Source organism: Streptomyces sp. NBC_01808 (assembly GCF_035917395.1).
In the GTDB taxonomy this organism is placed as follows: Bacteria; Actinomycetota; Actinomycetes; order Streptomycetales; family Streptomycetaceae; genus Streptomyces.
Genome location: NZ_CP109072.1, coordinates 7,587,190 through 7,612,083 on the forward strand (window position 1 = coordinate 7,587,190; position 24,894 = coordinate 7,612,083).

The following is a 24,894-nucleotide window of genomic DNA, read 5'->3' on the forward strand; positions in this document are numbered from 1 at the left end:
GCCCAGGAGGCCACGAGTGCACGCACGCCGACTCGCAGCCTTGACCATCGCCGAGGTTCGACGGTTGTTCAACTTGATCGGTTCCGCTCGCACCCTGGTTGACCTCGGGCTTCGCTGGTCGATCTGGCGTCGTGAGCATCAGGCCGAAGCTCGTCGCCATCATTTTCGGAGGCGATTGCCACTCCAGATGATCAAAATCTAGCCCTGTAGTACTAGGCGGTGGCGATGCCCGTCGCACTGGAGCGGCTGACCGCCGTCGGCCCGCCGCCGGCAGGACACGGCGGCACCACGGCCGCGGACCTGGGGGAGTACGCCGATGACCTGGAGACGGTCTACGGCCCGCTGCCCGACCGCACCTGGCTGGAGCACGGCGAGCGGGTCTCGTACCCGGACCTCGTGACGGCCGCCGCCGGCGTGCTCGGCGGCCGGGACAGCGGCGTGGACCTGCTGCTCACCGTCACCCCCGTGCCGGACTGCCAGGCGCGGGTGCTGCCCGGCTGCCTGCTGGCCGAACTGCTGGGCGGCCGGCCGCAGGTCGTCGGCGTCAACGACCAGGGCGCGGCCGGGGCGTTCACCGCGCTGCGCCTCGCACGCGGCCGGATCGCGGGCGGCGAGGCGCGGCGGGCCGCGATCGTCGTCATGGAGCAGTCGACGCTGCCTCCCGAGCCCGGGTACGCGCTGCCGCCGGGCAGCGGCGCGGCCGTCCTCGTGCTCGGCACCGGCACCGGGCCGCACCTCGCCGGGCTGACCGTACGCCGCCTGCCCGCCGCGGCCCGGCGTCCCGGCCGGCGGTCCGGCGGCTGGCTGCGGCCGTGGTACGAGGCCGCGCTGCGGTACGCCGCCGACCCGGGCGGCGCGCTCGCCGTCGCCGACCGGGACGAGGCCCTGGGCTACGACTGCCGGGCGCTGTTCACGCCGGTGCCCGCCGGCGGCCGGCCCGCCACCCCGTTCCCGCAGCAGAGCGCACTGGAGGCGCGGACGTGACCGTACGACCGACCCGGCAGCAGGGACCGGTGCTCGACACCGCGCTCGGGCTGCGCTGCCGCGCCCGCGCCAAGGCCGAGGGCCCGGCCCCGGCCCTCGCCGAACTCCGCGCGGGACTCGGCCCCGACGCCCGAGCCTGGGGCCCCGGCGGGCACGCCGTGCTGCCGCTGGCCGCCGCCGAGGCGCCGGGCGGCGCGCCGGTCGCCACCCTGGAGTTCGCCTCCGGCGACCTCGGCGTGTGGCGCGACGCGCGCCACCGCGACGGCACCACAGGACCCTGGGCCACGGGCGTGCTGTGGATCCGGCTCGGCCTCACGGAGCAACTGCTGCGCACGGCGGCCGACTACCTGGCGGGCCGCCGGGTGGGCGGCGAGGTGCTGGCCGACATCGCGTCCGTACGCACGACGCTCGGCGAAGCCGCCGCGGACCTCCTGGAGGCCCGCCTCCTGCTGGAACACGGCCCGGACGACGGCGTACCCGGGACCGCGGGGTCCGCACCGCCCGGCGAATCCGCGGCCGGGCCTGACCGCCGACCGGCGTCCGGGCCCGAAGGCGCCTCCCGCGCGTCCGAAGCGCTCGTACGGGCGCAGCGTGCCGTGCTGCGGCTGCTCGGTGCCGCCGGGTATCTCGACGCCGGGCCCGGGCGGCTCGCCCGCGCCGTCGACCTGCTGGCCGACGTCCATCCCGTCGCCGCGGAGCCTGCGCCCTGCCACCACGCCACCGAGGTGAGCCCATGACCACGACCCCGACCCGCACCCCGCCGCCTGCCAGGCACCGGCCGCCGCCCCCCGATCCCGCGCGGCTCCGCGCCGCCGTCGAGGAGTACGCGCGGGCGTTCCGCGCCACCGCCCTCGCCATGGACGAGCCCGGCGCCGACCCGCGGACCCTCAACCCCGTCGTCCACGACGCCTACTTCCCCGTCCTCCTCGGCCTCCCGCCCGCGTACAACCCCGACCCGCTGATCGTCGACGGCCGCCCCTGCCACCTCCACTCCTGCGTCGAGCGCGTCGTCGTCTACGAACGCCTCGCCTGGGGCGACGCCGCGCTGATGGTCGCCGCCCCCGGGCCCTCCCTCTCCGGCGTGCTCACCGAGGAACTGGGCGACGACGACCAGAAGGAGCGCTACTACACCACCCTCGCCGCCCGCCCCACCTGGACGTTCTTCGCGCTCACCGAGCCGCACGCCGGCTCCGACGCCACGGCGCTGACGACCGCCCTCACCGAGACCGAGACCGGGGCAGGGACAGGGACCGGGACCGGCACCCCGGCCCCGTACCGGCTCAGCGGCGTCAAGAAGTACATCGGCAACGCCGTCCGCGCCGGCCTCGGCGTCGTTTTCGCCCGCATCAAGCCGGGTCCCGTCGGCGTCGTCGCCGTGCTGGTCGAGCCCACCAGGCCCGGCTTCACCGCCACCGCGCTGCCCACCACCGGGATGCGCGCCATCGGGCTCAGCGAGATCCGCCTCGACGGCGTGCCCGTGGCCCGCTCCGACATCCTCGGCATGCACCTGTCGGCCACCCGCCGCGGCATCGTCGGCGCGATGCGCACCTTCAACCGCGCCCGCCCCGTCGTCGCCGCCATGGCCCTCGGCATCGCCCAGGCCGCCTGGGACTACGCCGCCGACCACCGCCGCACGCTGCGCGCCGACGAGTCGTACGCCATGGACGCGCTCCGGCGCCGGCTGGCCGGCACCCGGCGGCTGGTGCTGGCCGCCGCGGAGCAGGCCGACCGCGACCCCGGCGACGGCACCGTCGCCTCGGCCGCCAAGTACCGGGCCGCCGAACTCGCCCTGGAGACCGCCGAGTACGCCCTCGGGCTCCTCGGCCCCGGCGCCCGGCTCGAACACCCGCTGCTCGACAAGCTGCACCGCGACGCCCGGGCCTTCGAGTTCATGGAGGGCACCGGCACCATGCAGCGGCTCAACCTCGCCCTGGGCCACCGGAAAGGCAGGATCCTCGATGACTGACGTCAAGGAGCACGGCGACCCGGCCCCGGGCGCCGCCCCGGCCCCGCCCGGCGACCTGCGCGCCAGGCTGCGCGGTCTGGCCGTCCCCATCTGCCTCGGCGTCGTCACCGGCCTCGGCGCCCAGTTCGCCATCTCGGCGCTGCTCGGCAACATGGGCGGCGACGCGCTCTACATCCGCGCCCTCTTCATCCCCGTCTCCTTCTTCTTCCTGGCGCTGGAGGAGGGGATCGAGATCAGCAGCCAGGTCGTCTCCGCCCGCCGCCGCGGCGCCGACGCGGGAGACGACTCGCAGCCGCCGCTGGTACGCATCGGCGCCATCGCGCTCGGCTGCTTCGCCGTCGCCGCCGCGGTCATCGCGCTGGCCGCACCGCAGATGGCCGAGACGCTCGACGTCGACGCCGCCTCGCACGACGACTTCGTGCTCTTCGCCCGGCTGGTCGCCGCGTCGTTCCTGCTGGCCGTCCTCACCTCGGTGGTCGCGGGCACGCTGCGCGGCTGGGGCAGCGCGCGGTCGGCGTCTGTCATCACCATCGCCGTCGCCGGAATGCAGGTCCTCGGGGTGTGGCTCCTCGGCTTCTACGCGGACATGGGCGTCTTCGCCGTGCCCGCGTCCATCGCCGGTGCCTCGGTCGTGGGCCTCACGTCGGGGCTGGTGCTGCTGGCGCGTACCGGACTGCTGCGCTTCGGCGGTCCCGCCGAGCCGCCGAGGCAGACGGTGGGGATCCTGGTCACCGTCGGGGTGCCGGTGGCGGTCTCGTACCTCTTCATCGCCGGCATGAACTACACCTCGCTGTGGGTGCTCTCGGACTTCGGCTCCGACGCCGTGGCCGGCTACGGCGGCGCGCACGCCGTCCAGGTGCTGTCCCTGTCGCCCGCGATCGCGCTCGGCTCGGCCGTCGCCATCACCATGAACCAGTCCCTCGGAGCGGGCGAGAGCCACCTGCTGCGGCCGGTCCTGCGCGAGGGCGTGCGGTACGTGCTGATGGTGTACGCGGTCCTGGCCGCCGCCGGTTTCGCGCTCGCCGGGCCGCTCGGCAGGCTGATGAGCGACGACGCCGGCACGGCCGCGTTCACCGACGACTACCTGACGGTCGTCGCGCCGAGCTGGCTGGCGTTCGGGCTGCTCAACATGGTGACGATGAGCCTGCAGCAGGTACGCAACGGGCACATCACCCTCGCCTACGACATCGTCTATCTCGGCGCCGTCAACGTCGGCGGCGGGCTGCTCGCGCGCGCCGTGGACCACGCGGAGGCGTACTTCGCCGCCCTGGCCGTCGGCAACGTCGTCATCGGCGGGCTGCTGCTCGCCACGGCCTGGCAGCGCTTCGGCCGCGCCGCGCAGGCGGCCTAGGTGGGCGGGTTCGGGGGAGGGGAGGCGGTACGGGTCTGGGACGTCGACCTGTCCGGCGACACGGGTACGGCGGGCCCCGCCGCGGTGCTGCTCACCGACGCCGAACGGGCCCGCGCCGCACGGCTCGCCGACCCCGTACGCCGCACGGCGCTGCTCCGTTCGCACGCCGCCGCCCGCCGGCTCCTCGCCGGCCACCTGCGGCTGCCGCCCGAGGAGATCGGCTGGACCGCGGGCCCGTACGGCAAGCCGGCGCTGACCGGCGCGGGCCGCGGCTGCGAGTGGAACCTGTCCCGTTCGGGGCTGCGCGCCCTCGTCGCCGTCGGCGGCGCCGTGCCCGTCGGCGTCGACCTTCAGGCGGAGCACCCGCACGGCGACCCGCTCGCGCTGGCCCGGCGGTTCTTCGCCCCCGCCGAGGCGGCGCAGCTCGCCGCGCTGCCCGCGGGCGGCGCCCGGGTGCGGCGGCTGTGCCTGCTGCTGGCCCGCAAGGAGGCGTGGGCGAAGGCCGCCGGCGGGCGGCTGCTGGACTTCCTGCGCCGCGACGTCGGCGCCGCGCCGGCGGCGTACGGCGCGCCCCGGCCGGTGGGGGGCGCCGGGTACGCCGTCGCCGACCTCCCGATCGGACCGGGGTACGCCGCCGCGGTCGCCACCACCGGCCGCACGACCGGCCGCATCGACTACCGCAGTTGTGACTGGAGGGACCTGTGCGTACCGAACTGAGCGAGGTGGCGGGCCACACCGCCCGCGCCGTCACCGTCGGCATCGCCGGAGCGCCCGCGGGCCGCGGGCCCGTGACCTGGGGCCAGTGGGCCATCCGGCGGGCGATGCTCGACACCGAGCCCGACGACCACGGCACCAACGTCAAGGTGCTGGTGCCCGTCGAGCCCGCCGTCCCCGCTGCCCGCGCGGTCGAGGCCGTACGCGGGCTGCTCACCGTGTACGACGCGCTGCGCACCCGCGTCCGCGTCGGCGGCGACGGCGCGATGCACCAGGAGCTCGACGGCGGCGGCACGTTCGACGTGCACCTCTTCGACGCCGAGGACGCCGACACGGCGGCCACCGCGCTCGCCGACGCCGTGGAACGCCGGTGGCGCGCCGTGCGGTTCGCGTACGACCGCGAGTGGCCGGTGCGCGCCGCGCTGGTGTGCGTCGACGGCAAGGCGGTGCGCGCCGTGCTCGTCCTCGCGCACGTCGCCACCGACGCGATGGGCCTGGCCCTGCTGCACCGGGCGCTGACCGAGCTGCTGCGCGGCGCGGATCCCGCGGCGCTGCGCGCCGCGAGCCACGGCCACCAGCCGCTGGCGGAGGCGGGGTTCCAGGCGTCGGAGAAGGGCCGGCGGCGCGACGCGGCGGCCCGGCGGCACTGGGTGGAGTCCCTGCGCGACGCGCCCGAGCGGCTGTTCGTGCGCCGGCCCGGGGCGCGCCCGCGGTTCCGGCAGGCGGTGCTCGCCTCGCCGAGCCTGCCGGGGGCGCTGCGGGCCCTCGGCGAGCGCTGGCGGATCAGCTCCTCGGCGGTCCTGCTCGCCGCCGCCTCCGCGGTGGTGGCCCGGCAGTCGCGGCACGACCGCGCCGTGTTCCAGGTGATGGTGAGCAACCGGTTCCAGCCCGCGCTGCGGGAGGCGGTGAGCACGGTGACGCTGGAGGGCCTGTTCACGCTCGACGCGGGGCTCGAACCCGGCGCGGGGCCCGCGGCGTTCGAGGCGCTGGCCCGGCGGGCGGCGCAGGCGGCGATGAAGACGTACTACCACGCGTACTACGACAAGTCGGCGCTCCTGGCCGACCTGCGCGGGCTGGACGAGCGGCGCGGCCGGCCGACGGACCGCACCTGCTGGTACAACGACCTGCGGGACATGATCACCGAGGCGCGGTCGGTGGACCGGCGCGAACACGAGGGTGTGCGGCCGGAGAAGTCGGTCATCGAGTGGCAGACGCTCGGCCGGCAGTCGGAGACGTCGGTGGCCTGGCACGTCTACAGCAGCCGGTACTTCATGCCGGTGTCGCTGACCGTGGACACCAGTCTGATCGACGAGCCGGCCGCGGAGGCGATGCTGACGGGTTTCGAGGCGCTGATCACCGACGCGGCCCGCGCGGCGGAGGCGGCGGAGGCGGCGGAGGCGGCGGAGGCGGCGGACGTGGCGGAGGTGGCGGAACCGCGCGCCGGATCGGCCGCCGACGCGGGTGCCACGGGCCGGAGCCGGGCGGCGCTCGCATGACGCGACCGCTCGTCCGGCTCAGCACCGTCGTCATGTGCCACCCCTCGCGCCTCGCCGGCGCCGAGCGGGTCGCCGCCGAGTGCGCGCCGCTGCCGGCCCGTATCGTCCGGGACCCCGAGCCCGGCGGCTTCCCGAGCCCGCTGCGCACCGCGAAAGTCGCGTGGGCGGCGGTCGCGCCCGGCGCCACCCACCACCTGGTGGTGCAGGACGACGCCCGTCTCGCCCCCGGCTTCGCCGGACACGTCACCGCGCTCCTCGAACGGCACCCGGACCGGGCCGTGTCGCTGAGCGTGCTGTGGGTGTCGCCGTACAACTCCTACCGGGTGCGGCAGGGGGCCGTGGGCGGCTACGCCTCGGTGCGGCTGGCGCCGTGGGAGTGGGTCCCGTCGCTGGCCCTGGCGCTGCCCGCGGACACCGCGCGCGAACTCGCCGCGTACCTCGCGGAGTTCCCCGACGACACCCGCGACGACGACGAGCACATCGCGGTGTTCTGCGCCGAGCGCGGTATCCCCGTGGTGGCGCCGGTGCCGCACGTGCTCGACCACGGCGTCGGGCCGTCCGTCGCGGGCAACGACCACCACGGCATCCGGCTCGCCGTCGCCCACGCGGCCGGGCCCGTCGCCACCGCCCACTGGGACGGCCCGGAGCTGACCGACCCGGCGCGCCACGGCGGCCTCGGCTACGCCGTCGAACTCGTCGGGTCCCGCTGCCACGTACGGATCCGGCGCAGCGGCGAACAGGAGGCGGCGGAGCAGCCGTTCACCTGGCCGTGGCGTCCCTGGTCGGCGCTGCTCGGCGTGGCGCACGAGACGATCGCCGCCGCCGCCCGCGCGGCCGGACCCGCGCCGCGGGCGCTGCCCGCGGAGCCCGCCGGGGAGGTGTGGGCCGCGGGCTACCTCCTCGGCGCGCTCACCCCGGACGGCGGCGACGAGCGGGCGGAGCACCGGCGCGTCCGCGAGGACGCCCGCGCGGCGGCGCTGCGGAGCTGGATCACCGCGGGGCTGCGCCCCGGCGACCTGGCGGCCCTCGGCGAGGAGGGGTGCGCGGCGGCGGCGGAGTGGGCCGCGCGCGCGGTCGCCGCGGGCCGGTCGGCGCGGGAGCGGACGGCGCGGGAGCGGACGGCGGCGTACGGAGCGGGCGTACCGGCGCCGGACGAAGAGAGGCCCGCGGCGTACGGGAGCGCACCCGTCGCGTACGAGCGCACGGGCCCCGCGGCGACGGCTCCCGCCCCACACGCCGCGGTGGAGCGGATGGCGCGCCGCGAGGCCCGCCTCCTGCTCGCCCCCGCGCCCGAGGAACTGCCCGACGTGCGGCTCAGGGTCGTGCCCTGCCCGGAGCACCCCGGGGTCGATCCGGCCCTGCCCACCAGCGACCTGCCGGTGCGCTGGCTCGGCGAGCACCTCAGCGAGGTGGCCGGCGACTCCACCCTCGTCGTCCACGCCTGCGAACGCCTCGAACCCCGCCCGCTCGCCAGCCTCGCCGCCCTCCTCGACGGCGGCTGGAAGGGCACCGTCGAGACCCGCGCCGCCACCGTGGCGCGGCTGCGCGCCGCCGGGCTGCGCGGCGCGGCGCTGACCGCGGCGGTGGACGACGCCGAGCGCCGGTTCGCCGCCGGCGACGGCGCCGTCGTCACCCTCCCCGCGGCCTGCCGCCCGGCCGGCGGCACGCCGCGCCGGCTCTGGCCGCACGACGACACGGAACTGTCCGCGGCCGACGGCGCGTACGCGCGGCTGCGGCTGCGGTACGTACGGGAAACCCCGCTCTAGACCCGCCCGTACAGAGCCGTCCGCGCCGGAGGGGCGGCCGGTGCACCGAGTGACCACCGGTGCACCGGCCGCCCCTTCGTGTGTCCGCGCTGGGTCGTCCGAGGGAAATCCATGTTTCCTCTCTTGACGGCCCCGGGGCGACGTGCCTAACGTGCTTGATAACACATTCTTAGATAGTGATAACCCGATCGGCCAACTCCGGTGTCGCTCTGATGCGCGGAGAGGAGCTTTCCATGGAATCCATGGGGATTTCAGCGCAGGGTATCGCGATGAGTTTTGCTCGGCGCGAGCAGGAACAGACGGTTCTGGAGGACCTGGACCTCGACATCACCCCCGGCAGCTTTGTCACGCTGCTCGGCCCTTCCGGCTGCGGCAAGAGCACGCTGCTGAAAATTCTGGGCGGCATTCTCGAACCCACGGAGGGCACCGTGCGGATCGGCGGGCAGCCGGCCGGGGACGCGGTCAGGGACCGCGTCATCGGGCTGGTACCGCAGCGGCCCGCGCTGCTGCCCTGGAAGTCCGCGCTGCAGAACGCGAGCATGCTGCGGCAGATCGCCGCCGGCGAGCGTGCCGCCGAGGCCGCCCCCGCGGCCCGCCGGGCGCTGGAGCTGGTCGGCCTCGCCGCGGCGGAGGACAAGCTGCCGCACGAACTGTCCGGCGGCATGGCGCAGCGCGTGTCCATCGCCCGCGCGCTGGCCATGGACCCGGCCATCCTGCTGATGGACGAGCCGTTCGGCGCCCTCGACGCCATCACCAGGGACGAGATGAACCTGAAGCTCGCCGAGATCTGGGCGACGACCGGCAAGACCGTCGTCTTCGTCACCCACTCCATCTCCGAGGCGGTCTTCCTCTCCGACACCGTGCACGTGATGGGCCTGGACCGGGGGCGCTTCCTGGAGACGCTCGACGTCGCCCTGCCCCGGCCCCGTACCCGCGAGGTGCTCGACGACCCCGTGTTCACCGAGTACACGGGGCGGTTGCGCGGCCACCTGGAACCGAAAGCGACGGTCTGACATGGTGCTCGCACAGGACGACGTGAAGAAGCCGGCCGGGCGCCGCCCCGGCGGCGGGCCCGGGCGCGGCGGCGCGGTGCGCGCCTGGATCTGGCGGGCGTGGCCCAGCCTCGCCGTGTTCGTCGCCGCCTTCCTGCTCTGGGAGCTGGCCGTCGAGGTCTTCGGCATCTCCAGCTTCGAGCTGGCCAAGCCGAGCGAGTTCCTGGCCGAGATGTGGCGCTCGCGCGACATGCTGTGGGACGCCGCCTGGGTCACCACCCAGGAGATCCTGTACGGCTTCCTGCTCAGCTTCGCCATCGGCGTGCTGCTCGCCGTGCTCATCGTCCGCTTCGGCTGGCTGGAGCGCGCCCTCTACCCGCTGATCGTGCTCTTCCAGGTCGTCCCCAAGGTCGCCCTGGCGCCGATCTTCATCCTCTGGTTCGGCTACGGTCTCGCGCCGAAGCTGCTGCTCATCGTGGTGATCACGTTCTTCCCGATCACCCTGAACACGATCGTCGGGCTCAAGGCCATCGACCAGGACCTGCTGCTGCTCATGCGGTCCGTGGGCTCGTCGCGGAACCAGATCCTCACCCGTATCCAGATCCCCACCTCGCTGCCGTACCTCTTCGCCGGCATGCGTATCGCGATCACCCTCGCGGTCATCGGCGCAGTGGTGGCGGAGTTCTCCGGCGCCCAGAACGGCCTCGGCTATCTCATCCAGTTCGCCTCGACGCAACTGGACACCCCGCTCATGTTTGCGGCCCTGACCCTCGTGTCCCTGCTCGGCCTGATCCTCTATTACGGGATGTCGCTGCTTGAGTTCCTGCTCCGCAAGCGATTCCCGCACATCACGGCCGACACCACCCGTTGAATCCGGCTTTGCATTCTCTCCTGCACTAGGAGCCCATCATGTTCCCCTCCGGAAAGAAAATCAGGAAGAGTAGGAAAACCGTCGCCGGTATCGCGGGCGCGACGACCGCGGCACTTCTTCTCGCCGCCTGCGGCGGCGACTCGGGAGGCGACTCCGCCGCCGGCGGACTCGACAAGGTCACCATCCAGCTCGACTACCAACTCCGCGGCAACCACGGCATGTTCTACGTCGCCGACAAGCTCGGCTACTTCAAGGACGAAGGCATCGACGTCGACAGCATCAAGACCGGCACCGGCTCGCCCGACGCGCTGCGTATCGTCGGCACCGGAGGCGCCGACTTCGGCTTCGCCGACCTGCCGTCACTCGTCACCGCGCGCTCCCAGGAGGTGCCCGTCACCACCCTGGCGGCGGTCAACCAGACCTCGCCGCTGGCGATGTGCACGGTAAAGGACAAGAACAAGCTGACGTCGATCGACGATCTGAAGGGCATGACGGTCGGTATCCACGCCGCCGGCTCCACCTTCCTCTTCTATCAGGCGCTGCTCGCGGCCAACGGTCTCGACCGCGGGGACCTCAAGGAGGTCAGCGTCACCCCGCCGTACGAGAACTACCTGATCCAGGGCAAGGTCGACACCGTCCCCTGCTACATCGACGCTGAGGTGCCGCAACTGGAGGACGCGGCCGGCGGCAAGGGCTCGCTCGACGTCCTGCTCGGCTCCGAGCACGGCTACGATGCCTACGGCTCCGGCCTGTTCACCAGCGACGACATGGTCAAGAACGACCCCGATCTGGTGCAGCGCTTCACCAACGCCTACATCAAGGCGTTCGGCTACGTGATGAAGAACCCGGACAAGACGGCCCAGATCCTCGCCGAGTCCTCCCCGGAGACCCGCGACAAGGCCGACCTGTTCGAGCGGCAGATCCAGGCGGACATCGACCACACCTTCACCAGCGCCGTCACCGAGAAGCACGGCCTGGGCGCCATGGACAAGCAGGCGTGGCAGGCGACCATCGACGCCCTCGCCGACCAGGACGTGCTCAAGGGCAGCACGCCCAGCGTCGCGGACGTCCACCAGGAGAAGTTCGTCGAGAAGGCCGCGAAGGCCGGCGCCGGATCCGGTGCCGGGAACGACGCCGGCAACTGAAGGCGCGGCCGGCCGCCCCCGGGCGGCCGGCACGACGAGTGAGAGCGGAGCTATGGAAACCACGGTTGACAGGCGGAAGCGCCACGCGGAGGTGTCAGGCGCCGGGTTCGCGGGGCTGACCGCCGCCGCGGCGCTCGCCCGGCGCGGGTGGTCGGTGCGGGTGCACGAGAAGGGGGCGGAGCTGCGCGAGCAGGGGGCGGGCATCGTCCTGTGGCACAACAGCCTCAAGGTGCTGAAGGCCATCGGCGCGTACGAGGCGGTGATGGCCGACTCGATGACACCCCCGTACTACGAGACCCGCTTCCAGCACGCCAGCGTGTCCCACGAGGACTTCGGCGGCCTGCCCTGGCGCACCATGACCCGGCCCTACCTGCACAAGTGCCTGCTGGACGCCGCGCTCGCGGCCGGCGTGGAGATCCGCACCGGCTCCGAGGTGGTCGCCGCGGACCCGCGCGGCCGGCTCACCCTCGCCTCCGGCGAGACGCTCTACGCCGACCTCGTCGTCGGCGCCGACGGGGTGAAGTCGAAGGTCCGCGACTCCATAGGCTTCGAGCAGGAGCGCTGGAAGTCCCGCGACGGGATCACCCGGTTCCTCGTGCCGCGCCACAAGGCCGAACTCGGCCCCGGCGAGTGGGACAACGTCATCGACTTCTGGAACCTCGAACCCCGTTACCTGCGGGTGCTCTACGTGCCCTGCAACGACCGCGAGCTGTACCTCGCCCTCGGCGCGCCCCGCGCGGACGAACAGGGCAGCCGCACCCCCATCGACCTGGACCTGTGGACGTCCGCGTACCCCGAGCTGACCCCCGTGCTCCAGGCCGCGGCCACCGCCGCCGACCCCCGCTACTACGGCTACGAGACCACCGCCGTCGCCGAGTGGCGCCGCGGCGCCGTCGCCCTCGTCGGCGACGCCGCCCACGCCATGCCGCCCGCTCTGGCGCAGGGCGCCGGCTGCGCGATGGCCAACGCCTACACCCTCGCGGTCGCCGCCACCGAGGCCGCCGACGGCGAACTCGAGGCGGCCCTGGCCCGGTGGGAGGAGCTGGAGCGGCCGTTCACCGACCGCTGCCAGCGCCGTTCCGCCGACTTCGCCGCCACCCGCGCGATGTCCGAGGGCAACCAGTTCACGCTGGAGAACCTCGAAACCGCCCTGTACGACCCGACCAACCCCAACCGCCACGCCCTGTCCGTCGTGCGGAGCTAGAGGAGATGACCCTGATGACCCCCGAGGAGCAGGTGACGAAGGACTACCAGGTACGGCGGTGGGTCGGCCTGGTCGAGGAGACGCTGCACGAGAACGGCCCCGTCGCGGCCGTGCCGCTGCGCAAGGCGGTCTGCGGCGTCGTCGTCAGGAACCCGTTCGCCGGCCGGTACGCCGACGACCTGTCCGCGCTCACCGCGCCGAGCGCCGCGTTGGGGACGGCGCTCGGCCGGCGGGCCGCGGCCCTCCTCGGCGCCCCGGTGGAGAGCTACGGCAAGGGCGGTCTCGCCGGTCTCGCCGGCGAGCAGGAGCACGTCGTCGCCTGCGTCACCACCGTCTTCGGCAACGCGCTGCGCGAGGCGATCGGCGGCGGCGAGGCATGGATCTCCTCGGCGACCAAGACCGCCGCCGCGGGCGCCTCCCTGGACATCCCGCTGGCGTACAAGGACGAGGTGTACGTCCGCTCCCACTACGACGCCGTCACCGTCTCCGTACCCGATGTGCCGCGCCCCGACGAGCTGTTCGTCTGCGTGGCCGTCGCCAGCGGGGGCCGGGTCCACGAGCGCGTCGGCGGCCTGACCGCCGCCGAGGCGCGTGAGCAGGCCGCGGCCGGCCAGGCCCGCTGAGAAGGAGCAAACCCGATGCAGACCAGCGATGCGCTGTACTCCCAGGACGACTCCGTCGCCAACGTGCTCGACAACCTCGCCAGGGCCCACCGGATCCTGGAGATGGAGGGCCACGGCGACATGTCCATGGGCCATCTGTCCTACCGCGACCCGCACGGCCGCGGGCTGTGGCTCAAGCGCGGCAACCTCGGCATGGAGGAGGTCCGGGCCGGCGACTACATCCTCATCGACTTCGACGGCACCGTCCTCGAAGGCCAGGGTCTGCGCCACCTCGAATGGCCGCTGCACGCCGAGATCATGCTCGCCCGGCCCGACGTCAACGTCGTCGGCCACTCGCACCCGTTCCAGGCCACCGTCCTCGGCGCCGGCCGGGCCCGGATCGAGCCGGTGAACAACCACGGCGTGTGGTTCGCCGAGCACGGCGTCCCGCGCTTCGACGCCACCAGCCACATCATCACCACCCAGGAGCTGGGCCGGGACCTCGCCCGCGTGCTCGGCGAGGCCGACGCCGTGCTCCAGGCCAACCACGGCGCCTCCTTCACCGGCCGCAACGTCCGCGACGCGACGCTCGCCGGGATCTTCCTGGAGAAGGCCGCCGCCTTCCAGCTCGCCCTGGCCGGCTCCGGCCTGCCGTACGACCCGCCGGACGCGGCCGAGAGCGTCGAGAAGAACCGCCGCATCTATCCCGAACGCGCCCGCGAGAACTACTGGATGTACTTCAACCGCAAGCTCGACCGGCTCGAAGCCGCCCGCTGAGCAGTCCGCTGAGCCCGCCCCGCGGCCGCAGCAGCCGCCGCGGCACGGCACGAAAGGAACCATCGTGAGCATTCCCACCACCAGCGCCGTCCTCGGCTCGGGGAGCATGGGGCCCGGTATCGCCGCGCTGCTCGCCCGTTACGGATCCGACGTACGGCTCTTCGACGTGAGCGAGGAGGCCCTGGCGCGGGCGGAGGGGGTCTGCGCCGGCGTCGTCGCGCACCTCGACCGCCTCGACGTGCCGGTCACCCCCGGCGGCTCCGTCACCTTCGAACGCGACCAGGCCAAGGCGCTGGCGGGCGCCGACCTCGTGATCGAGGCGGTGCCGGAGCAACTGGAGCTGAAGAAGACGGTGCTCGCCCAGGTCGAGGCCGCGGTGCGGGACGACGCGATCATCGCGACCAACACCTCCGGCATCCCGATCTCCGACATGGCGGTGGACATGGCCCACCCCGAGCGCCTGATCGGCATGCACTGGTCCAACCCGCCGCACCTCATCCCGATGATCGAGATCGTCAGGGGCGCGCGCACCGGCGCCGCCGTCGAGGACCGCCTCGTCGGCATCGTCGAGGCGTTCGGCTACGAGGCCGTGGTCGAGAAGGAGGTGCCCGGCTTCGTCGAGAACCGGGTGCTGTACGCCGTGCTGCGCGAGTGCATGGCCCTCGTCGAGGAGGGCGTGGTCTCCCAGCGCGACCTGGACACCGTCGTGAAGTGGGGCGTCGGCTACAAGCTCGCCGTCATCGGCCCGATGCGGCTGGTCGACATGGCGGGCCTGGACATCTACCAGGCCGTCGGCTCCTACCTGAACCGTGACCTGTCCATCGAGACCGGTGTCTCCTCCCTGGTCACCGAGCTGACCGCCGAGGGCAAGCTCGGCATGAAGACCGGCGGCGGCCTGTACGAGTACGGCGAGGGCGAAGTCGCCTCCAAGCGCGCCGACATCGTCGACGGACTGGTGAGCGTCCGCAAGGCGCTCTCCGCGATCAAGCCGGTCTGAGCGGACGGGAGCCGACCGTGAACCGCGCACCGCAGCCGGCCGAGCCGGGGCCGCACGCCACCCCCGCCGCGCCCCCTGACGCGCCGCCGGGTCTGGCGTTCGTGGCCGCCGGGGAGGTCGAGTTGTGCGTACGCGACGCGGGCGCCGGTCCTGCGGTCGTGCTGCTGCACGGCACGACCGCCAGCCTGGGCGTCTGGGACCCGGTGGTCGAGCACCTGGGCGGGACGGTACGGACCGTGGCCGTCGACCAGCGCGGCCACGGCCGCAGCGGCAAGCCCGCCGCCGGGTACGGTGCCGCCGCGTACACCGCCGACGTGCTCGCGCTGGTCCGGGCGCTGGGGATCGGCCCGGTGGTCGTCGCCGGGCACTCCCTCGGCGCCCGCAACGCCGTCGTGCTCGCCGCCGCGCACCCCGACGTGGTCGCCGGCGTCGTCGCCGTCGACTACACCCCGTACGTCGAGCCCGCCGTGCTCGACGCCCTGGAGACCCGGGTACGCGGCGGCGACCGCACCTTCGCCTCCGGCACGGACGTCGAGACGTACCTGCACGAGCGCTACCCCCTGCTGCCCGCCGACGCCGTACGCCGCCGGCGCCGCTACGGCTACGCCCCGGCAGGCCCTGACCGGACGCTGCGCCCGCTCGCCGACCCCGCGGCCATGGTCCGCACCGTCGACGGGCTGCGCCGCGACTTCGCCGACGAGACCCGGGCCGTCGGCGTCCCCGTCACCCTGCTGCGCGGCGAGCACAGCGCGATCGTCTCCCCGCGCGCCTTCGCCGCCACCCGGGCCCTGCGCCCCGACTTCCGCGCCGTCGAACTCCCCGGGCTCGACCACTACGTGCCCGAGGAGGACCCGCGGACCGTCGCGGACGAGATCGTCCGCATGCTCGACCGGACGACGGGCCGACCCCGCCCGCGTCCCGCCACCGAGAGGAGTTCAGACCCATGCCCCTGAACATCAAGGACCTCGCCGTCGCCGTCCGCGGCGTCGCCCCCGGCGAGCGGATCCCGGACCGGCACGCCGCGGACCACGGCAACGCCGCCCCCGAGGTCGAGATCACCGGAGTGCCCGCCGGCACGGCGGAACTCGCGCTGATCCTCCACGACCCCGACGCGCCGCTGCCGCACGGCTTCACCCACTGGGTGGTCTACGGCATCGACCCGGCCGCACCCGCGGTGGCCGCCCCCGGGCCCGCGGGCACCGTACGGGAAGGCCCCAACTCCCTTGGCGACAAGGCGTATACAGGCCCCCAGCCGCCGCCGGGGCACGGCACCCATCACTACTATTTCTGGGTGTACGCCCTCGACACCCCGGTCGCGGGCGAACCGTCGCGTGAGGAGTTCCTCAGCGCGTACGGCGATCGCGTCATCGAGCAGAACCGGCTCGTCGGCACGTACTCCGCCTGACGCACCCCCGGGGCCACACCACGAGCACAGAAGGGCGAGCGCATCGTGTCTGAAGGGCGGGAGCGGACCCCCGGCGTGGACAGCGCCAGGAGGGTGCTGAAGATCCTTCTCCTCTTCACGGAGAAGGGGCCGGAGCTGAGCGTGGAGGAGATCGCGCACTCCGTCGGCATCTCGGTGCCCTCCGCGTACCGGTTCGTCTCGCTGCTGCGCGAGATGGACATGGTGGAGGACAACGGCGGCGGCACGTACGTGCTCTCACCGCGGATCTTCCTGCTGGCCCGCAGCGCGGAGCAGGCGTTCCCCGTCTCCAAGGTGCTCCGCCCGCTCGTCGAGCGGCTGTCCAAGGACACCGGCGAGGCGGCGCTGGTGATCCGGCGCGTGGGCGACTTCGCGACCTGCGTGGAGATGAGCCACCCCGAGCACACGATCCGGCTGTCGTTCGAGCCGGGGCAGATCATGAGCCTGCACCGCGGCGCCGGGCCCAAGGTGCTGCTCGCCGCGATGGGCGAGGCGTGGGCTCAGCGCTACTTCGACCGGCTGCGCCCCGCGCCGTCGGCCGCCGAGCGGGACGCGGTGCTGGCCGAGGTGCAGGCCGTGGCCGCGCAGGGGTGGTCCAAGAGCGAGGCGGAGGTCGACGAGGGCGTGTGGGCGGTGGCCGCACCGATCGGGGTCGGCGGGAAGGTCGTCGCCGCGGTGACGGTCGCGGGCCCGCACTTCCGCATCGACGACGAGCGCGCCGAGCACATCACGGAGCGCGTCGTGGCCGCCGCGGCGGAGCTGTCCGGCTCGCTCAGCACCTGGCGGCACTAGGGCCTGCCCCGGGGGGTGCCACCGTCGGCCTTGCGTGGCGCGGTGGCATCCCCCGGGGCGGACGCCGGCGGTCAACTGCCGGCCACGGTCCCCATGAGGGCCGAGAACGACGCGGGGTCGGTGTCGAAGCCCTGCACCACCGGGCGGAACCGCCAGGTGCCGGCGGACTCGCGGACGAACTCCGCGACGGTGGCCGCGGTCGCGTCCGCCACCCCGGCGAAGTCGTCGGCGGCCAGCTCGGAGTAGCCCTCGCGAACCTGCACGCCGGTGCTCGCCACCTCGCCGAACGTCCGCCGGCCGGCGCCCTGCTGGATCGCGACGCCGACGACCACGCGCCCGTAGGCGGGGGCGATCCGCGCGAACTCCAGCGTCATCACCTCGTCGGCGCCGAAGCCCTGGCCGGTCTGGCTCTGCCGCTGCAGGGTGATCGTGCCGTCGGGGGAGCGGCTGTCGAAGTGGACCAGGTAGGCCGGCTCGCCCCGCGGGTCGTCGGCGCGGTACGTCGCCGCGATCAGGTCCAGGTCGTGGGGCGGCGCGCCGAGGGGGCTGGGGTCCCACTTCAGCGCGATCTCCACCTTGCCGACACCCCTGTTGAGACCGGTCACCGGGCTCCCCTCTCCCGTACTCCTGCGTGCTCCTGGCACAACTGCCCGGCTCGGTCCGCCGGTTGCCCCTATCGTGTCACGTCCCACCGCGCGGGGGAGCGGCGCGCGGGGAGCGCGGGGCGGCACGCGGGGGCGGGAGCGGCCCGCGCCGCGGGGGCGCGCCAGGGGGCCGTACGGGCAGTGCCCGGGGCCGTGCGGAGCGCCTTGCGCGGCGGTTACACCAGAGGACCGGTCCACTGGCGCCGCGGCGCCCGATTGACGGTCCGTGTGCGGCGCGTCACGCTCGGGCCGTCCGCCACCCATGTCCGACCGGCGGGCTCTCGGTACCCGTACGCCACCCCCACATGGCACTTCGGACTGTCATGTACGGGCCAATCTGAAGGGAGCTCGAACACATGGCTTGCAGTACGAACTACCTCTGGCGCGGCGAGGCCACCTGGTTCTGCTGCGGCGCCGCCTGGGGCCCCTGCGGCTCCGCCGGCGGCGGCGCCTGCGGCAACTGCCGCTCCGCCTCGAACCACGGCGCCTGGCCGAACGCCTCCGCGGCGTGCTGGGACATCACCCGGCCCGACCTGTGCGGCGAGGGCGGCATCCCGCGGCGCGGCTGCGGCTCCGTCATGCGCGTCGTCCAGGAGTGCTCCAAGGCGGCGGTCTGCATCACCATCACCGACTGCGGCCCGCGGACCAAGAGCTTCTGCGGCGAGGCGTCCTGCTGCAACGGCGTCTGCCGCACCAACCGCATCCTGGACCTGACGCCCGCGGCGTACTCCCAGATCGCCAGCCTCAGCTCCGGCAAGACCGGCGTCTGGATCTACGAGTGAACGGAGGCGCGGCCATGAACGACGCAACGGGCTCGACGTTCGACCGGCGGCGCTTCCTGTCCGCCAGCGCACTCGGCGGCGCCACCGTCGTCGGCGCCACGGCGCTCGGCGCGGTGGACCCCGACGCCGCCTTCGCGGCGCCCACCCCGCCGCTCGACCCGGCGGTCGCCGCCACCTCGTTCGCCGAGGGCCTGATCACCGGCATCGACGGCGGCACCCTGCTGCACGTCAAGGGCTCCTACGGCGAACGGCACCGCATCCAGCTCACCAACGCCACGAGTATCTGGAAGCTCCACCCCACCACCGCCGACGACGTCGAGACCGGTGACGGCCTCTACGCCCGCGGCCTGGAGATGCCCGACGGCACCATCGCCGCCGACGCGGTCTGGGTGAACATCGTCAACCTCGACGTCACCGTCCGCGGCATCGGCAAGGACCGGCTCGCGCTCGGCTACCACGGCGGCGAGCTGATCGGCCGCATCGTCCCGGGCCGCTCCACCGCCTCGTACGCGGGCGCCGCGCTCACCGACGACCTGTCGGGCGTGCGGATGGGCCAGCACGCGCTGGTGCTCGGCGCCTGGCGGCCGAAGGACGGGGCGGTCGACATCGCCAGGATCACGGTCGGGCACTGACCGCCGCGGCCACTTCGAGGACGGAGGCAGCATGATCGCACTGCTGGTCGGCGGCGTGCTCGGCTGGAGCGGGAGCACCAAGCTGTTCGGACGCAACACCCCCGTGCAGGCGTCGGGCACCGTGCTGGAGCGCAAGCTCGGCGGGCTGCCGCGCGCCACGGCCGCGCTGCGCGCGGTCGGGGCGGCGGAACTGCTCGTCGCGCTCGCGCTGGTGGCGCTGCCGGTGCCGCTGGTCACCGGGGCGCTCGCGGCGCTCGCGGGCGCGGGCTTCGCGGCGTACCTCGGCTACGCCAGGGCCACCGCGCCCGACTCGTCCTGCGGCTGCACCGCGCGGGACAAGGCGCCCATCGGCGTACGGGCCTTCGCCAGAGCCGGGTTCGTCCTGGCCGGCGGGGCGGTCGTGCTGGCCGACGGACTCGCGGCCGCCGGTCTGCCGGCGCCGGCCGGCGGGCCCTGGTGGGAGGCGCTACGGGACCGGCCGGGCGCCGCGCTCGGCCTGCTGGCCGCGGGCTCCGCGCTGGCCTGGCTGCTCTTCGGCGACCCCGACCGGGCCGTCCGGCTGCCGCTGCGCCGGCTACGGCTGCGGCTCTTCGGGCACCCGCTGCACGGCGGGGCGGGACCTGGCGGCGACCCCGAGGCGGTGCCCGTCGAGGGCTCCGTCGAGCTGCTGGAACGCTCGCTGGCGTGGCAGACGGTGACCCACGTCGTCCGCTCCGGGCTGCGCGAGCACTGGGACGACGAGGGCTGGCGCTTCCTGCGCTACACCGGCCTGCACGACACCGGTGCTGACGGCGCCGAGGGCGCCGGCCGCCCGGTGTCCGTGGTCTTCGCGATGGACGCGAAGGCCGGTCTCGACAGCCCGCGCCCGCCGGTGATCCGCGTCGGCGCCGTGGACGAGGAGACCGGCGAGCGCGTGGACGTCACCGCCGGCCGGGAACGCCCCGGCGCGCTGCTCGGCGAAGGCGTCTGAGAGCGGTGCCCGGAGCCCGTACGGGGCCGGGCTCCGGGCACCGCCCCGGCTACTTCTCCGCCGCCGCTGCTACTTCTCCCCTGCCGCGGTGGCGGGCATGCCGTAGGCGTCGGCGATCAGCTCGTACGAGCGCAGCCGCGCCGCGGGACCGTGCACGTTCGTGGTGAGCATCAGCTCGTCGGCGCCCGTGCGCTTGCGCAGGTCGTCGAGACCGGAGGTCACCTCGTCCGGGGTGCCGTGCACCACGTTGCCGATCCAGGAGTCGGCGAACTCCCGCTCCAGCGGGCTGAACCCGTAGGACTCCGCCTCCTCGGGCGAGGGCACCAGACCGGGCCTGCCGGTGCGCAGCCGCAGCATGTTCAGCGCTCCGGCCATGACCTGCCGGCGCGCCTCCCGGTCGTCCTCCGCGGCCATGACCGAGACGCCGATCAGGGCGTACGGGGACGAGAGCACGGCCGACGGCTGGAACGCCTCGCGGTACAGCTCCAGCGCGGGCCCCGTGTGCTGCCCGGCGAAGTGGTGCGCGAACGCGAACGGCAGCCCCAGCTCCGCGGCGAGCCGCGCGCTGAACATCGACGAGCCCAGCAGCCACACCGGCGGCCGGTGCAGCGACTGCACCCCGCCGGCCGCCGTGCCCTGCACCGGGCCCGGCACCGCGTGGATCCTGCGGTACGGATGCCCGTCGGGGAAGTCGTCGTCGAGGAACCGGATCAGCTCCGCCAACTGCTGCGGGAACTCCTCTGCGCCCTCGCGCAGCCGGTCTGTGCGGCGCAGCGCCGCCGCCGTCGCGCCGTCCGTGCCCGGCGCGCGGCCCAGGCCCAGGTCGACGCGGCCCGGGGCCAGCGCCTCCAGCGTGCCGAACTGCTCGGCGACGACGAGCGGCGCGTGGTTGGGCAGCATCACGCCTCCGGAGCCGAGCCGGATGGTCGTCGTGTGCGCGGCCAGGTGCGCCAGGATCACGGCGGGCGAAGAGGAGGCGACGCCGGGCATCGAGTGGTGCTCGGCGACCCAGTAGCGGTGGAAGCCGCGCGCCTCGGCGATCCTGGCCAGCGCGACCCCGGTGCGCAGCGCGTCGGTCGCGGTGTACCCGGCGCCCACGGTGGCCAGGTCCAGCACGGACAGCGGCACGGGGGCGGAGCCGCCCACCCGGCCCCGTATCTCGTCCTGCGCGTCGGGTGCCGTCACGTCCGCTGCCGCCACGTGGTCCTCCTGGTCTCCGGTGTGTGTGGTGCTCCCCATGCCGACAACAGGAGGAGGGCTCCGTATTCCCGTATTCCCGTATTCCCGTATTCACGGGATCCGGGAATACGGGCGCGGACCGGGGCCGGGGACCCCCGGCGGGAACGGCGCTGCCGCCCGCGGTGACGGCGCGGGCGGCAGCGGGGGCGGCGGGCGCGTGGCGGGGTGGGTGACGCGCCCGCCGCGGCCGGAGCGGAAGGCCCGGGCGGAGGGGGCCGGGCCTTCCGCGGTCCGCGGGGGACCGGGGTCAGCAGGCCCTGACGTCCTGCCAGACGCCCCACTCACCGGCGGTGGGGCCGGGCTCCTGGTCCTGCGTCCACCACTTCGCCCGCCAGACGCGGCCCTTGAGGGAGACCTCGGCACCGGAGTTGTACACCGTCCCGCCCGCCCAGGCGGCCACGGTGCAGGTGCCGGGGCCGCCCCCGCCGCCGCCCGGGTGGGTGGGCGTGGTGCCGCGCTCCAGGTTCTTGGCGTGCCACATCGGGTTGAACCCGGCGGGGGACTCCTTGCCGTCGTCGTAGAGCGCGGCGTTGGGCCCGACGAACTCGCTCCAGGGGCCGTGCAGGTCGTACGACATGATGTTGACGTAGTCGAGGTACCCGGCCGTGTCGCAGGTCTCCATGCGGCGCAGCAGATAGCCGGAGGAAGAGGCCGAGCAGGAGCCCGGCCAGCCCGGCGGCGACGCCCGCCAGGGTGCGTCTCGCGCGACTGGGGAACGGCACGATCATTCCTCCCGTAGAGGTGTGTCGATCGAGCGGGCACGTGCGCGTCCGCCCGGGCGTGCACGCCCGGGCAGGCACCTCTGAGGCTGCGGAGCAGGTTAAAAGGACTAGACCAATGCGTCAAGGGGTCTGTACCACTGCACTTTTCCGCTCCGGGCCGGGCCCGGGAGCGCACGAGAAGGGGAACCCGCCGTGGGTCAGCGGCCGTTCCCCGGCAGGGGAATCGGGCCGATGGGCGGATCGCGGGTGCGCGGTTCCGAGGTGACACGGACTCGAAATACCTCGTTCACAAATCTTCGTGACAAGGCATTTCCGCCGCCCGCGGGCCTATTTCCGAAACCCCATACGCCGATTTACGGTCACGGCCTCCGCCGCGGCCCGAATTCCCGCCCGCCGCCCGCGCTAGGGTGTTCGACCTGCGGCGGAGCAGGGAGTCGGGGTGCGCATACAGCAACTGGAATACGTGGCCGCGGTGACCCGGTTCGGTTCTCTGCGGCGGGCCGCGGAAGCGCTGCACCTGTCGCAGCCGGCGCTCAGTGAGACCGTACGGAATCTGGAGCGGGAACTCGGCGTCGACCTGCTGGACCGGCGCCGCTCCGGGGCCCGGATCAGCGACGCCGGGCGCGAGTTGCTGCCGCACATCGCCGCCGTGCTCGACGCCGTGGACCGGCTGCGGCGGGCCGCCGACGAGCAGCACCGGGTCAGCCGGTCGATCCGGCTCGGCACCGGCGGCGCGGTCGCCGCGCCGCTGCTGGCGCCGGCCGTACGGGAGTTCCGGGCCGGCCATCCGCAGACCGGGGTGGAGATCGTCGCGGGCGCCGAGGACGCCGTACGCCGCGGGCTCGTCGAGGGCGGGCTCGACCTGGGGCTCGTCGTCCGGCTCGCGGGCGAGGAGCCGTACCCCGACCTGCACGACACCGAACTGCTGCGTGGCCGTCCGGTGGTATGCCTGAGCCCCGGCAGTCCGCTCGCGGAGCTGGACGAGATCGGCGCCGTGGAACTGCTCGCCGAGCCGCTGATCGGGGTGCGCTCCGGTTGCCTCGTGCACCGGCTGCTGCACCGCCTCGGGGCCGCCCGCCCGCCGCTGCCCGCGTACGCGGCCGACACCCCCGACGCGGCGAAGCACCTCGTGGCCGAAGGGCTGGGGGCGACGGTGCTGCCGGACTTCGGGGTCGTCGGCGATCCGCTGGAGCGGCACGGCGCGGTCACCTGGCGGCCCCTCGCCGGCGCCGCCGTCCCCGCCGTGCACCTGATGCTCTGGCGCAGCCGTACCCGGGCCATCCCGCCCGCCGCCCGTGCACTGCACGACGCCCTCGCCACCGCCGCCGCGGCGGCCGGGCCCGTACCGGCCTGAGCCCGGCCGCCGACCGACCTGAGGCCCCGTCAGTCCCGCGGGTCGTCCCACGCAACGCCCGCCACCAGGATCTTCCGCCTTTATTTGGCGTGAACCTGCCACTTGTGGCAGCGTCCGGCGTGCGAGACGCTGCCGGGGCACCGCCCGTATCCGGGCGGGCCACCCGCACCGCACTACGCCTCATTGCCCGTAATCCGGTCAACGAAAGGTTCTGGTGCACGAGATGAGACTCACCCCCACACCCCTGCGCCGCGCGGCCACCGTGCTCACCGCGCTCGGCCTCGCCGCCGGCTTCCAACTGGCCGCCGGCACCGGCGCGAACAGCGCACCCGCCGACGGCGACCTCCGGCTCGCCCCGGCCGCCACGGCCGTCGACGGCCAGTGGATCGTCGTGCTGAAGAACGGCGAGGTCGCCAAGCTCGACACCCGCTCCGTGGCCCGCGACCTGGCCGGCACCGCGGACGTCAGGCCCGAGCACGTCTACCGCACCGCGCTGCGCGGCTTCTCCGCCGAGATGAGCAAGGCAGAGGCGGCCGAGGTGGCCCGCGACCCGCGAGTGGCGTACGTCGAGCAGGACGCCGTCGTACGGACCGCGGAGACCCAGACCAACGCCACCTGGGGCCTGGACCGCATCGACCAGCGCGACCTGCCGCTGAGCACCACGTACACGTACAACACCACCGCGGCGAACGTCACCGCCTACATCATCGACACCGGCATCCGCACCACGCACGGCGAGTTCGGCGGCCGCGCCTCGGTCGGCACCGACACCGTCGGCGGCGGCCAGAACGGCCAGGACTGCAACGGCCACGGCACCCACGTCGCGGGCACCGTCGGCGGCAAGACGTACGGCGTCGCCAAGCAGGCGAAGCTCGTCGCCGTACGCGTCCTGAACTGCAGCGGCTCCGGCACCACCGCCGGCGTCGTCGCCGGCATCGACTGGGTGACCGCCAACGCCACCAGCCCGTCCGTGGCCAACATGAGCCTCGGCGGCGGCGCCAGCACCACACTCGACAACGCCGTCAAGCGGTCGGTGGCCGCCGGCGTCACGTACGCGATCGCCGCCGGCAACGGCGACATCTTCGGCACCCCGCAGAACGCCTGCAACTACTCGCCGGCGCGGGTGCCCGAGGCCATCACGGTCGGCGCCACGGACAGCACCGACCGGCGCGCCTCGTGGTCCAACTTCGGCACCTGCCTGGACCTGTTCGCGCCCGGCGTGAGCATCACCTCCGGCTGGTACACCTCGGACACGGCCACGAACACCATCTCCGGCACCTCGATGGCCACCCCGCACACCGCGGGCGTCGCCGCGCTGTACCTCCAGGGCAACCCCTCTGCCAGCCCCGCCCAGGTCAGCCAGGCCATCGTGAACGGCACCACGCCGAACAAGGTGCAGGACCCGCGCACCGGTTCGCCGAACCGGCTGCTCTACTCGCTGTTCTGACAGCCGTGACGGCTCCGCCGGCGG

The 24,894-nt window shown here is 74.2% G+C and carries 25 protein-coding genes and 1 pseudogene; 22 read left to right on the forward strand and 4 right to left on the reverse strand.

Annotated elements, in window-relative coordinates; all coding sequences use genetic code 11:
* The first annotated feature begins 225 nt into the window (after positions 1 to 225).
* The 17 genes from OG946_RS33315 to OG946_RS33395 all read left to right on the forward strand — a co-directional run bounded on the left by OG946_RS33315 (position 226) and on the right by OG946_RS33395 (position 17,080).
* A complete protein-coding gene (locus tag OG946_RS33315; protein WP_326799659.1) occupies positions 226 to 984 on the forward strand; it encodes a hypothetical protein in 759 nt (252 codons plus the stop codon).
* Positions 981 to 1,721: a hypothetical protein gene (locus OG946_RS33320; RefSeq protein WP_326799660.1), complete on the forward strand. Its 741-nt coding sequence runs from the start codon at positions 981 to 983 to the stop codon at positions 1,719 to 1,721. Before OG946_RS33315 ends, OG946_RS33320 begins: the two co-directional genes overlap by 4 nt.
* Positions 1,718 to 2,950 (forward strand): acyl-CoA dehydrogenase family protein, encoded by a 1,233-nt coding sequence (locus OG946_RS33325; protein WP_326799661.1) that lies wholly within the window; start codon positions 1,718 to 1,720, stop codon positions 2,948 to 2,950. The genes OG946_RS33320 and OG946_RS33325 overlap by 4 nt, the downstream gene beginning before the upstream one ends.
* Positions 2,943 to 4,301 (forward strand): MATE family efflux transporter, encoded by a 1,359-nt coding sequence (locus OG946_RS33330; protein WP_326799662.1) that lies wholly within the window; start codon positions 2,943 to 2,945, stop codon positions 4,299 to 4,301. The genes OG946_RS33325 and OG946_RS33330 overlap by 8 nt, the downstream gene beginning before the upstream one ends.
* Positions 4,302 to 5,018 carry a 4'-phosphopantetheinyl transferase family protein gene (locus OG946_RS33335; protein ID WP_326799663.1) on the forward strand — a complete coding sequence of 239 codons (717 nt, stop codon included), beginning with the start codon at positions 4,302 to 4,304 and terminating at the stop codon, positions 5,016 to 5,018.
* Complete coding sequence (locus OG946_RS33340; RefSeq protein WP_326799664.1) at positions 5,003 to 6,511, forward strand: condensation domain-containing protein; 1,509 nt, start codon at positions 5,003 to 5,005, stop codon at positions 6,509 to 6,511. Before OG946_RS33335 ends, OG946_RS33340 begins: the two co-directional genes overlap by 16 nt.
* Entirely contained in the window at positions 6,508 to 8,277 is a 1,770-nt protein-coding gene (locus OG946_RS33345) for a hypothetical protein (protein WP_326799665.1), read from the forward strand. Before OG946_RS33340 ends, OG946_RS33345 begins: the two co-directional genes overlap by 4 nt.
* 269 nt (positions 8,278 to 8,546) lie before the next feature.
* Entirely contained in the window at positions 8,547 to 9,290 is a 744-nt protein-coding gene (locus OG946_RS33350; protein WP_326799666.1) for an ABC transporter ATP-binding protein, read from the forward strand.
* Between the two features lies 1 nt (position 9,291).
* A complete protein-coding gene (locus tag OG946_RS33355) occupies positions 9,292 to 10,140 on the forward strand; it encodes an ABC transporter permease (RefSeq protein ID WP_326799667.1) in 849 nt (282 codons plus the stop codon).
* A gap of 38 nt (positions 10,141 to 10,178) precedes the next feature.
* Complete coding sequence (locus OG946_RS33360) at positions 10,179 to 11,285, forward strand: ABC transporter substrate-binding protein (protein WP_326799668.1); 1,107 nt, start codon at positions 10,179 to 10,181, stop codon at positions 11,283 to 11,285.
* Positions 11,286 to 11,337: 52 nt separating this feature from the next.
* Complete coding sequence (locus OG946_RS33365) at positions 11,338 to 12,489, forward strand: FAD-dependent oxidoreductase (RefSeq protein ID WP_326799669.1); 1,152 nt, start codon at positions 11,338 to 11,340, stop codon at positions 12,487 to 12,489.
* Positions 12,490 to 12,494: 5 nt separating this feature from the next.
* Complete coding sequence (locus OG946_RS33370; protein WP_326799670.1) at positions 12,495 to 13,112, forward strand: amino acid synthesis family protein; 618 nt, start codon at positions 12,495 to 12,497, stop codon at positions 13,110 to 13,112.
* Between the two features lie 15 nt (positions 13,113 to 13,127).
* Positions 13,128 to 13,868: a class II aldolase/adducin family protein gene (locus tag OG946_RS33375; protein ID WP_326799671.1), complete on the forward strand. Its 741-nt coding sequence runs from the start codon at positions 13,128 to 13,130 to the stop codon at positions 13,866 to 13,868.
* A gap of 64 nt (positions 13,869 to 13,932) precedes the next feature.
* Positions 13,933 to 14,865, forward strand: coding sequence for a 3-hydroxyacyl-CoA dehydrogenase NAD-binding domain-containing protein (locus OG946_RS33380; RefSeq protein ID WP_326799672.1), 933 nt, complete (start codon positions 13,933 to 13,935; stop codon positions 14,863 to 14,865).
* A 17-nt stretch (positions 14,866 to 14,882) separates the two neighbouring features.
* Complete coding sequence (locus OG946_RS33385; protein WP_326799673.1) at positions 14,883 to 15,818, forward strand: alpha/beta fold hydrolase; 936 nt, start codon at positions 14,883 to 14,885, stop codon at positions 15,816 to 15,818.
* Complete coding sequence (locus OG946_RS33390) at positions 15,809 to 16,270, forward strand: YbhB/YbcL family Raf kinase inhibitor-like protein (protein ID WP_326799674.1); 462 nt, start codon at positions 15,809 to 15,811, stop codon at positions 16,268 to 16,270. The genes OG946_RS33385 and OG946_RS33390 overlap by 10 nt, the downstream gene beginning before the upstream one ends.
* Positions 16,271 to 16,315: 45 nt before the next feature.
* On the forward strand, positions 16,316 to 17,080 hold the full coding sequence (locus OG946_RS33395; RefSeq protein WP_326799675.1) for an IclR family transcriptional regulator: 765 nt from the start codon (positions 16,316 to 16,318) through the stop codon (positions 17,078 to 17,080).
* Between the two features lie 71 nt (positions 17,081 to 17,151).
* On the opposite strand, the gene OG946_RS33400 is transcribed toward OG946_RS33395, so the two are convergent.
* Positions 17,152 to 17,685: a TerD family protein gene (locus OG946_RS33400; RefSeq protein ID WP_326799676.1), complete on the reverse strand. Its 534-nt coding sequence runs from the start codon at positions 17,683 to 17,685 to the stop codon at positions 17,152 to 17,154.
* 395 nt (positions 17,686 to 18,080) lie between these two features.
* Between OG946_RS33400 and OG946_RS33405 the strand changes: the two genes are divergently transcribed.
* From OG946_RS33405 to OG946_RS33415, 3 genes are read left to right on the forward strand one after another with little or no spacing between them, the layout of a single operon-like run.
* Positions 18,081 to 18,506: a rare lipoprotein A gene (locus OG946_RS33405; protein WP_047019184.1), complete on the forward strand. Its 426-nt coding sequence runs from the start codon at positions 18,081 to 18,083 to the stop codon at positions 18,504 to 18,506.
* Between the two features lie 14 nt (positions 18,507 to 18,520).
* Positions 18,521 to 19,138, forward strand: coding sequence for a cell wall protein (locus OG946_RS33410; RefSeq protein WP_326799677.1), 618 nt, complete (start codon positions 18,521 to 18,523; stop codon positions 19,136 to 19,138).
* 31 nt (positions 19,139 to 19,169) lie between these two features.
* On the forward strand, positions 19,170 to 20,108 hold the full coding sequence (locus tag OG946_RS33415) for a MauE/DoxX family redox-associated membrane protein (RefSeq protein ID WP_326799678.1): 939 nt from the start codon (positions 19,170 to 19,172) through the stop codon (positions 20,106 to 20,108).
* A gap of 69 nt (positions 20,109 to 20,177) precedes the next feature.
* Here OG946_RS33415 and OG946_RS33420 read toward each other — a convergent pair whose 3' ends face one another.
* The 3 genes and pseudogenes from OG946_RS33420 to OG946_RS36270 all read right to left on the reverse strand — a co-directional run.
* The gene (locus OG946_RS33420; protein WP_326799679.1) at positions 20,178 to 21,347 is read right to left on the reverse strand and encodes an LLM class flavin-dependent oxidoreductase; all 1,170 of its coding nucleotides are present in this window, start codon (positions 21,345 to 21,347) and stop codon (positions 20,178 to 20,180) included.
* A gap of 247 nt (positions 21,348 to 21,594) precedes the next feature.
* Positions 21,595 to 21,828, reverse strand: coding sequence for a carbohydrate-binding protein (locus OG946_RS36265; RefSeq protein ID WP_442814658.1), 234 nt, complete (start codon positions 21,826 to 21,828; stop codon positions 21,595 to 21,597).
* Positions 21,820 to 22,008 (reverse strand): annotated as a pseudogene (locus OG946_RS36270) (glycosyl hydrolase family 18 protein); the annotation flags it as partial. The pseudogene OG946_RS36270 and the gene OG946_RS36265, both read right to left, overlap by 9 nt.
* A gap of 500 nt (positions 22,009 to 22,508) precedes the next feature.
* Here OG946_RS36270 and OG946_RS33430 point away from each other — a divergent pair.
* Both OG946_RS33430 and OG946_RS33435 read left to right on the forward strand, forming a co-directional pair.
* Positions 22,509 to 23,423, forward strand: coding sequence for a LysR family transcriptional regulator (locus OG946_RS33430; RefSeq protein WP_326799681.1), 915 nt, complete (start codon positions 22,509 to 22,511; stop codon positions 23,421 to 23,423).
* Positions 23,424 to 23,637: 214 nt separating this feature from the next.
* On the forward strand, positions 23,638 to 24,870 hold the full coding sequence (locus tag OG946_RS33435) for a S8 family peptidase (protein ID WP_326799682.1): 1,233 nt from the start codon (positions 23,638 to 23,640) through the stop codon (positions 24,868 to 24,870).
* Positions 24,871 to 24,894: the final 24 nt, after the last annotated feature.

Coding starts and splice junctions, on each gene's coding strand:
- OG946_RS33315 (WP_326799659.1), top strand. CDS start 226: ATGCCCGTCGCACTGGAGCGGCTGACCGCCGTCGGCCCGCCGCCGGCA.
- OG946_RS33325 (WP_326799661.1), top strand. CDS start 1,718: ATGACCACGACCCCGACCCGCACCCCGCCGCCTGCCAGGCACCGGCCG.
- OG946_RS33330 (WP_326799662.1), top strand. CDS start 2,943: ATGACTGACGTCAAGGAGCACGGCGACCCGGCCCCGGGCGCCGCCCCG.
- OG946_RS33345 (WP_326799665.1), top strand. CDS start 6,508: ATGACGCGACCGCTCGTCCGGCTCAGCACCGTCGTCATGTGCCACCCC.
- OG946_RS33350 (WP_326799666.1), top strand. CDS start 8,547: ATGAGTTTTGCTCGGCGCGAGCAGGAACAGACGGTTCTGGAGGACCTG.
- OG946_RS33355 (WP_326799667.1), top strand. CDS start 9,292: ATGGTGCTCGCACAGGACGACGTGAAGAAGCCGGCCGGGCGCCGCCCC.
- OG946_RS33360 (WP_326799668.1), top strand. CDS start 10,179: ATGTTCCCCTCCGGAAAGAAAATCAGGAAGAGTAGGAAAACCGTCGCC.
- OG946_RS33365 (WP_326799669.1), top strand. CDS start 11,338: ATGGAAACCACGGTTGACAGGCGGAAGCGCCACGCGGAGGTGTCAGGC.
- OG946_RS33370 (WP_326799670.1), top strand. CDS start 12,495: ATGACCCTGATGACCCCCGAGGAGCAGGTGACGAAGGACTACCAGGTA.
- OG946_RS33375 (WP_326799671.1), top strand. CDS start 13,128: ATGCAGACCAGCGATGCGCTGTACTCCCAGGACGACTCCGTCGCCAAC.
- OG946_RS33390 (WP_326799674.1), top strand. CDS start 15,809: ATGCCCCTGAACATCAAGGACCTCGCCGTCGCCGTCCGCGGCGTCGCC.
- OG946_RS33405 (WP_047019184.1), top strand. CDS start 18,081: ATGGCTTGCAGTACGAACTACCTCTGGCGCGGCGAGGCCACCTGGTTC.
- OG946_RS33410 (WP_326799677.1), top strand. CDS start 18,521: ATGAACGACGCAACGGGCTCGACGTTCGACCGGCGGCGCTTCCTGTCC.
- OG946_RS33415 (WP_326799678.1), top strand. CDS start 19,170: ATGATCGCACTGCTGGTCGGCGGCGTGCTCGGCTGGAGCGGGAGCACC.
- OG946_RS33420 (WP_326799679.1), bottom strand. CDS start 21,347: ATGGGGAGCACCACACACACCGGAGACCAGGAGGACCACGTGGCGGCA.
- OG946_RS36265 (WP_442814658.1), bottom strand. CDS start 21,828: ATGTGGCACGCCAAGAACCTGGAGCGCGGCACCACGCCCACCCACCCG.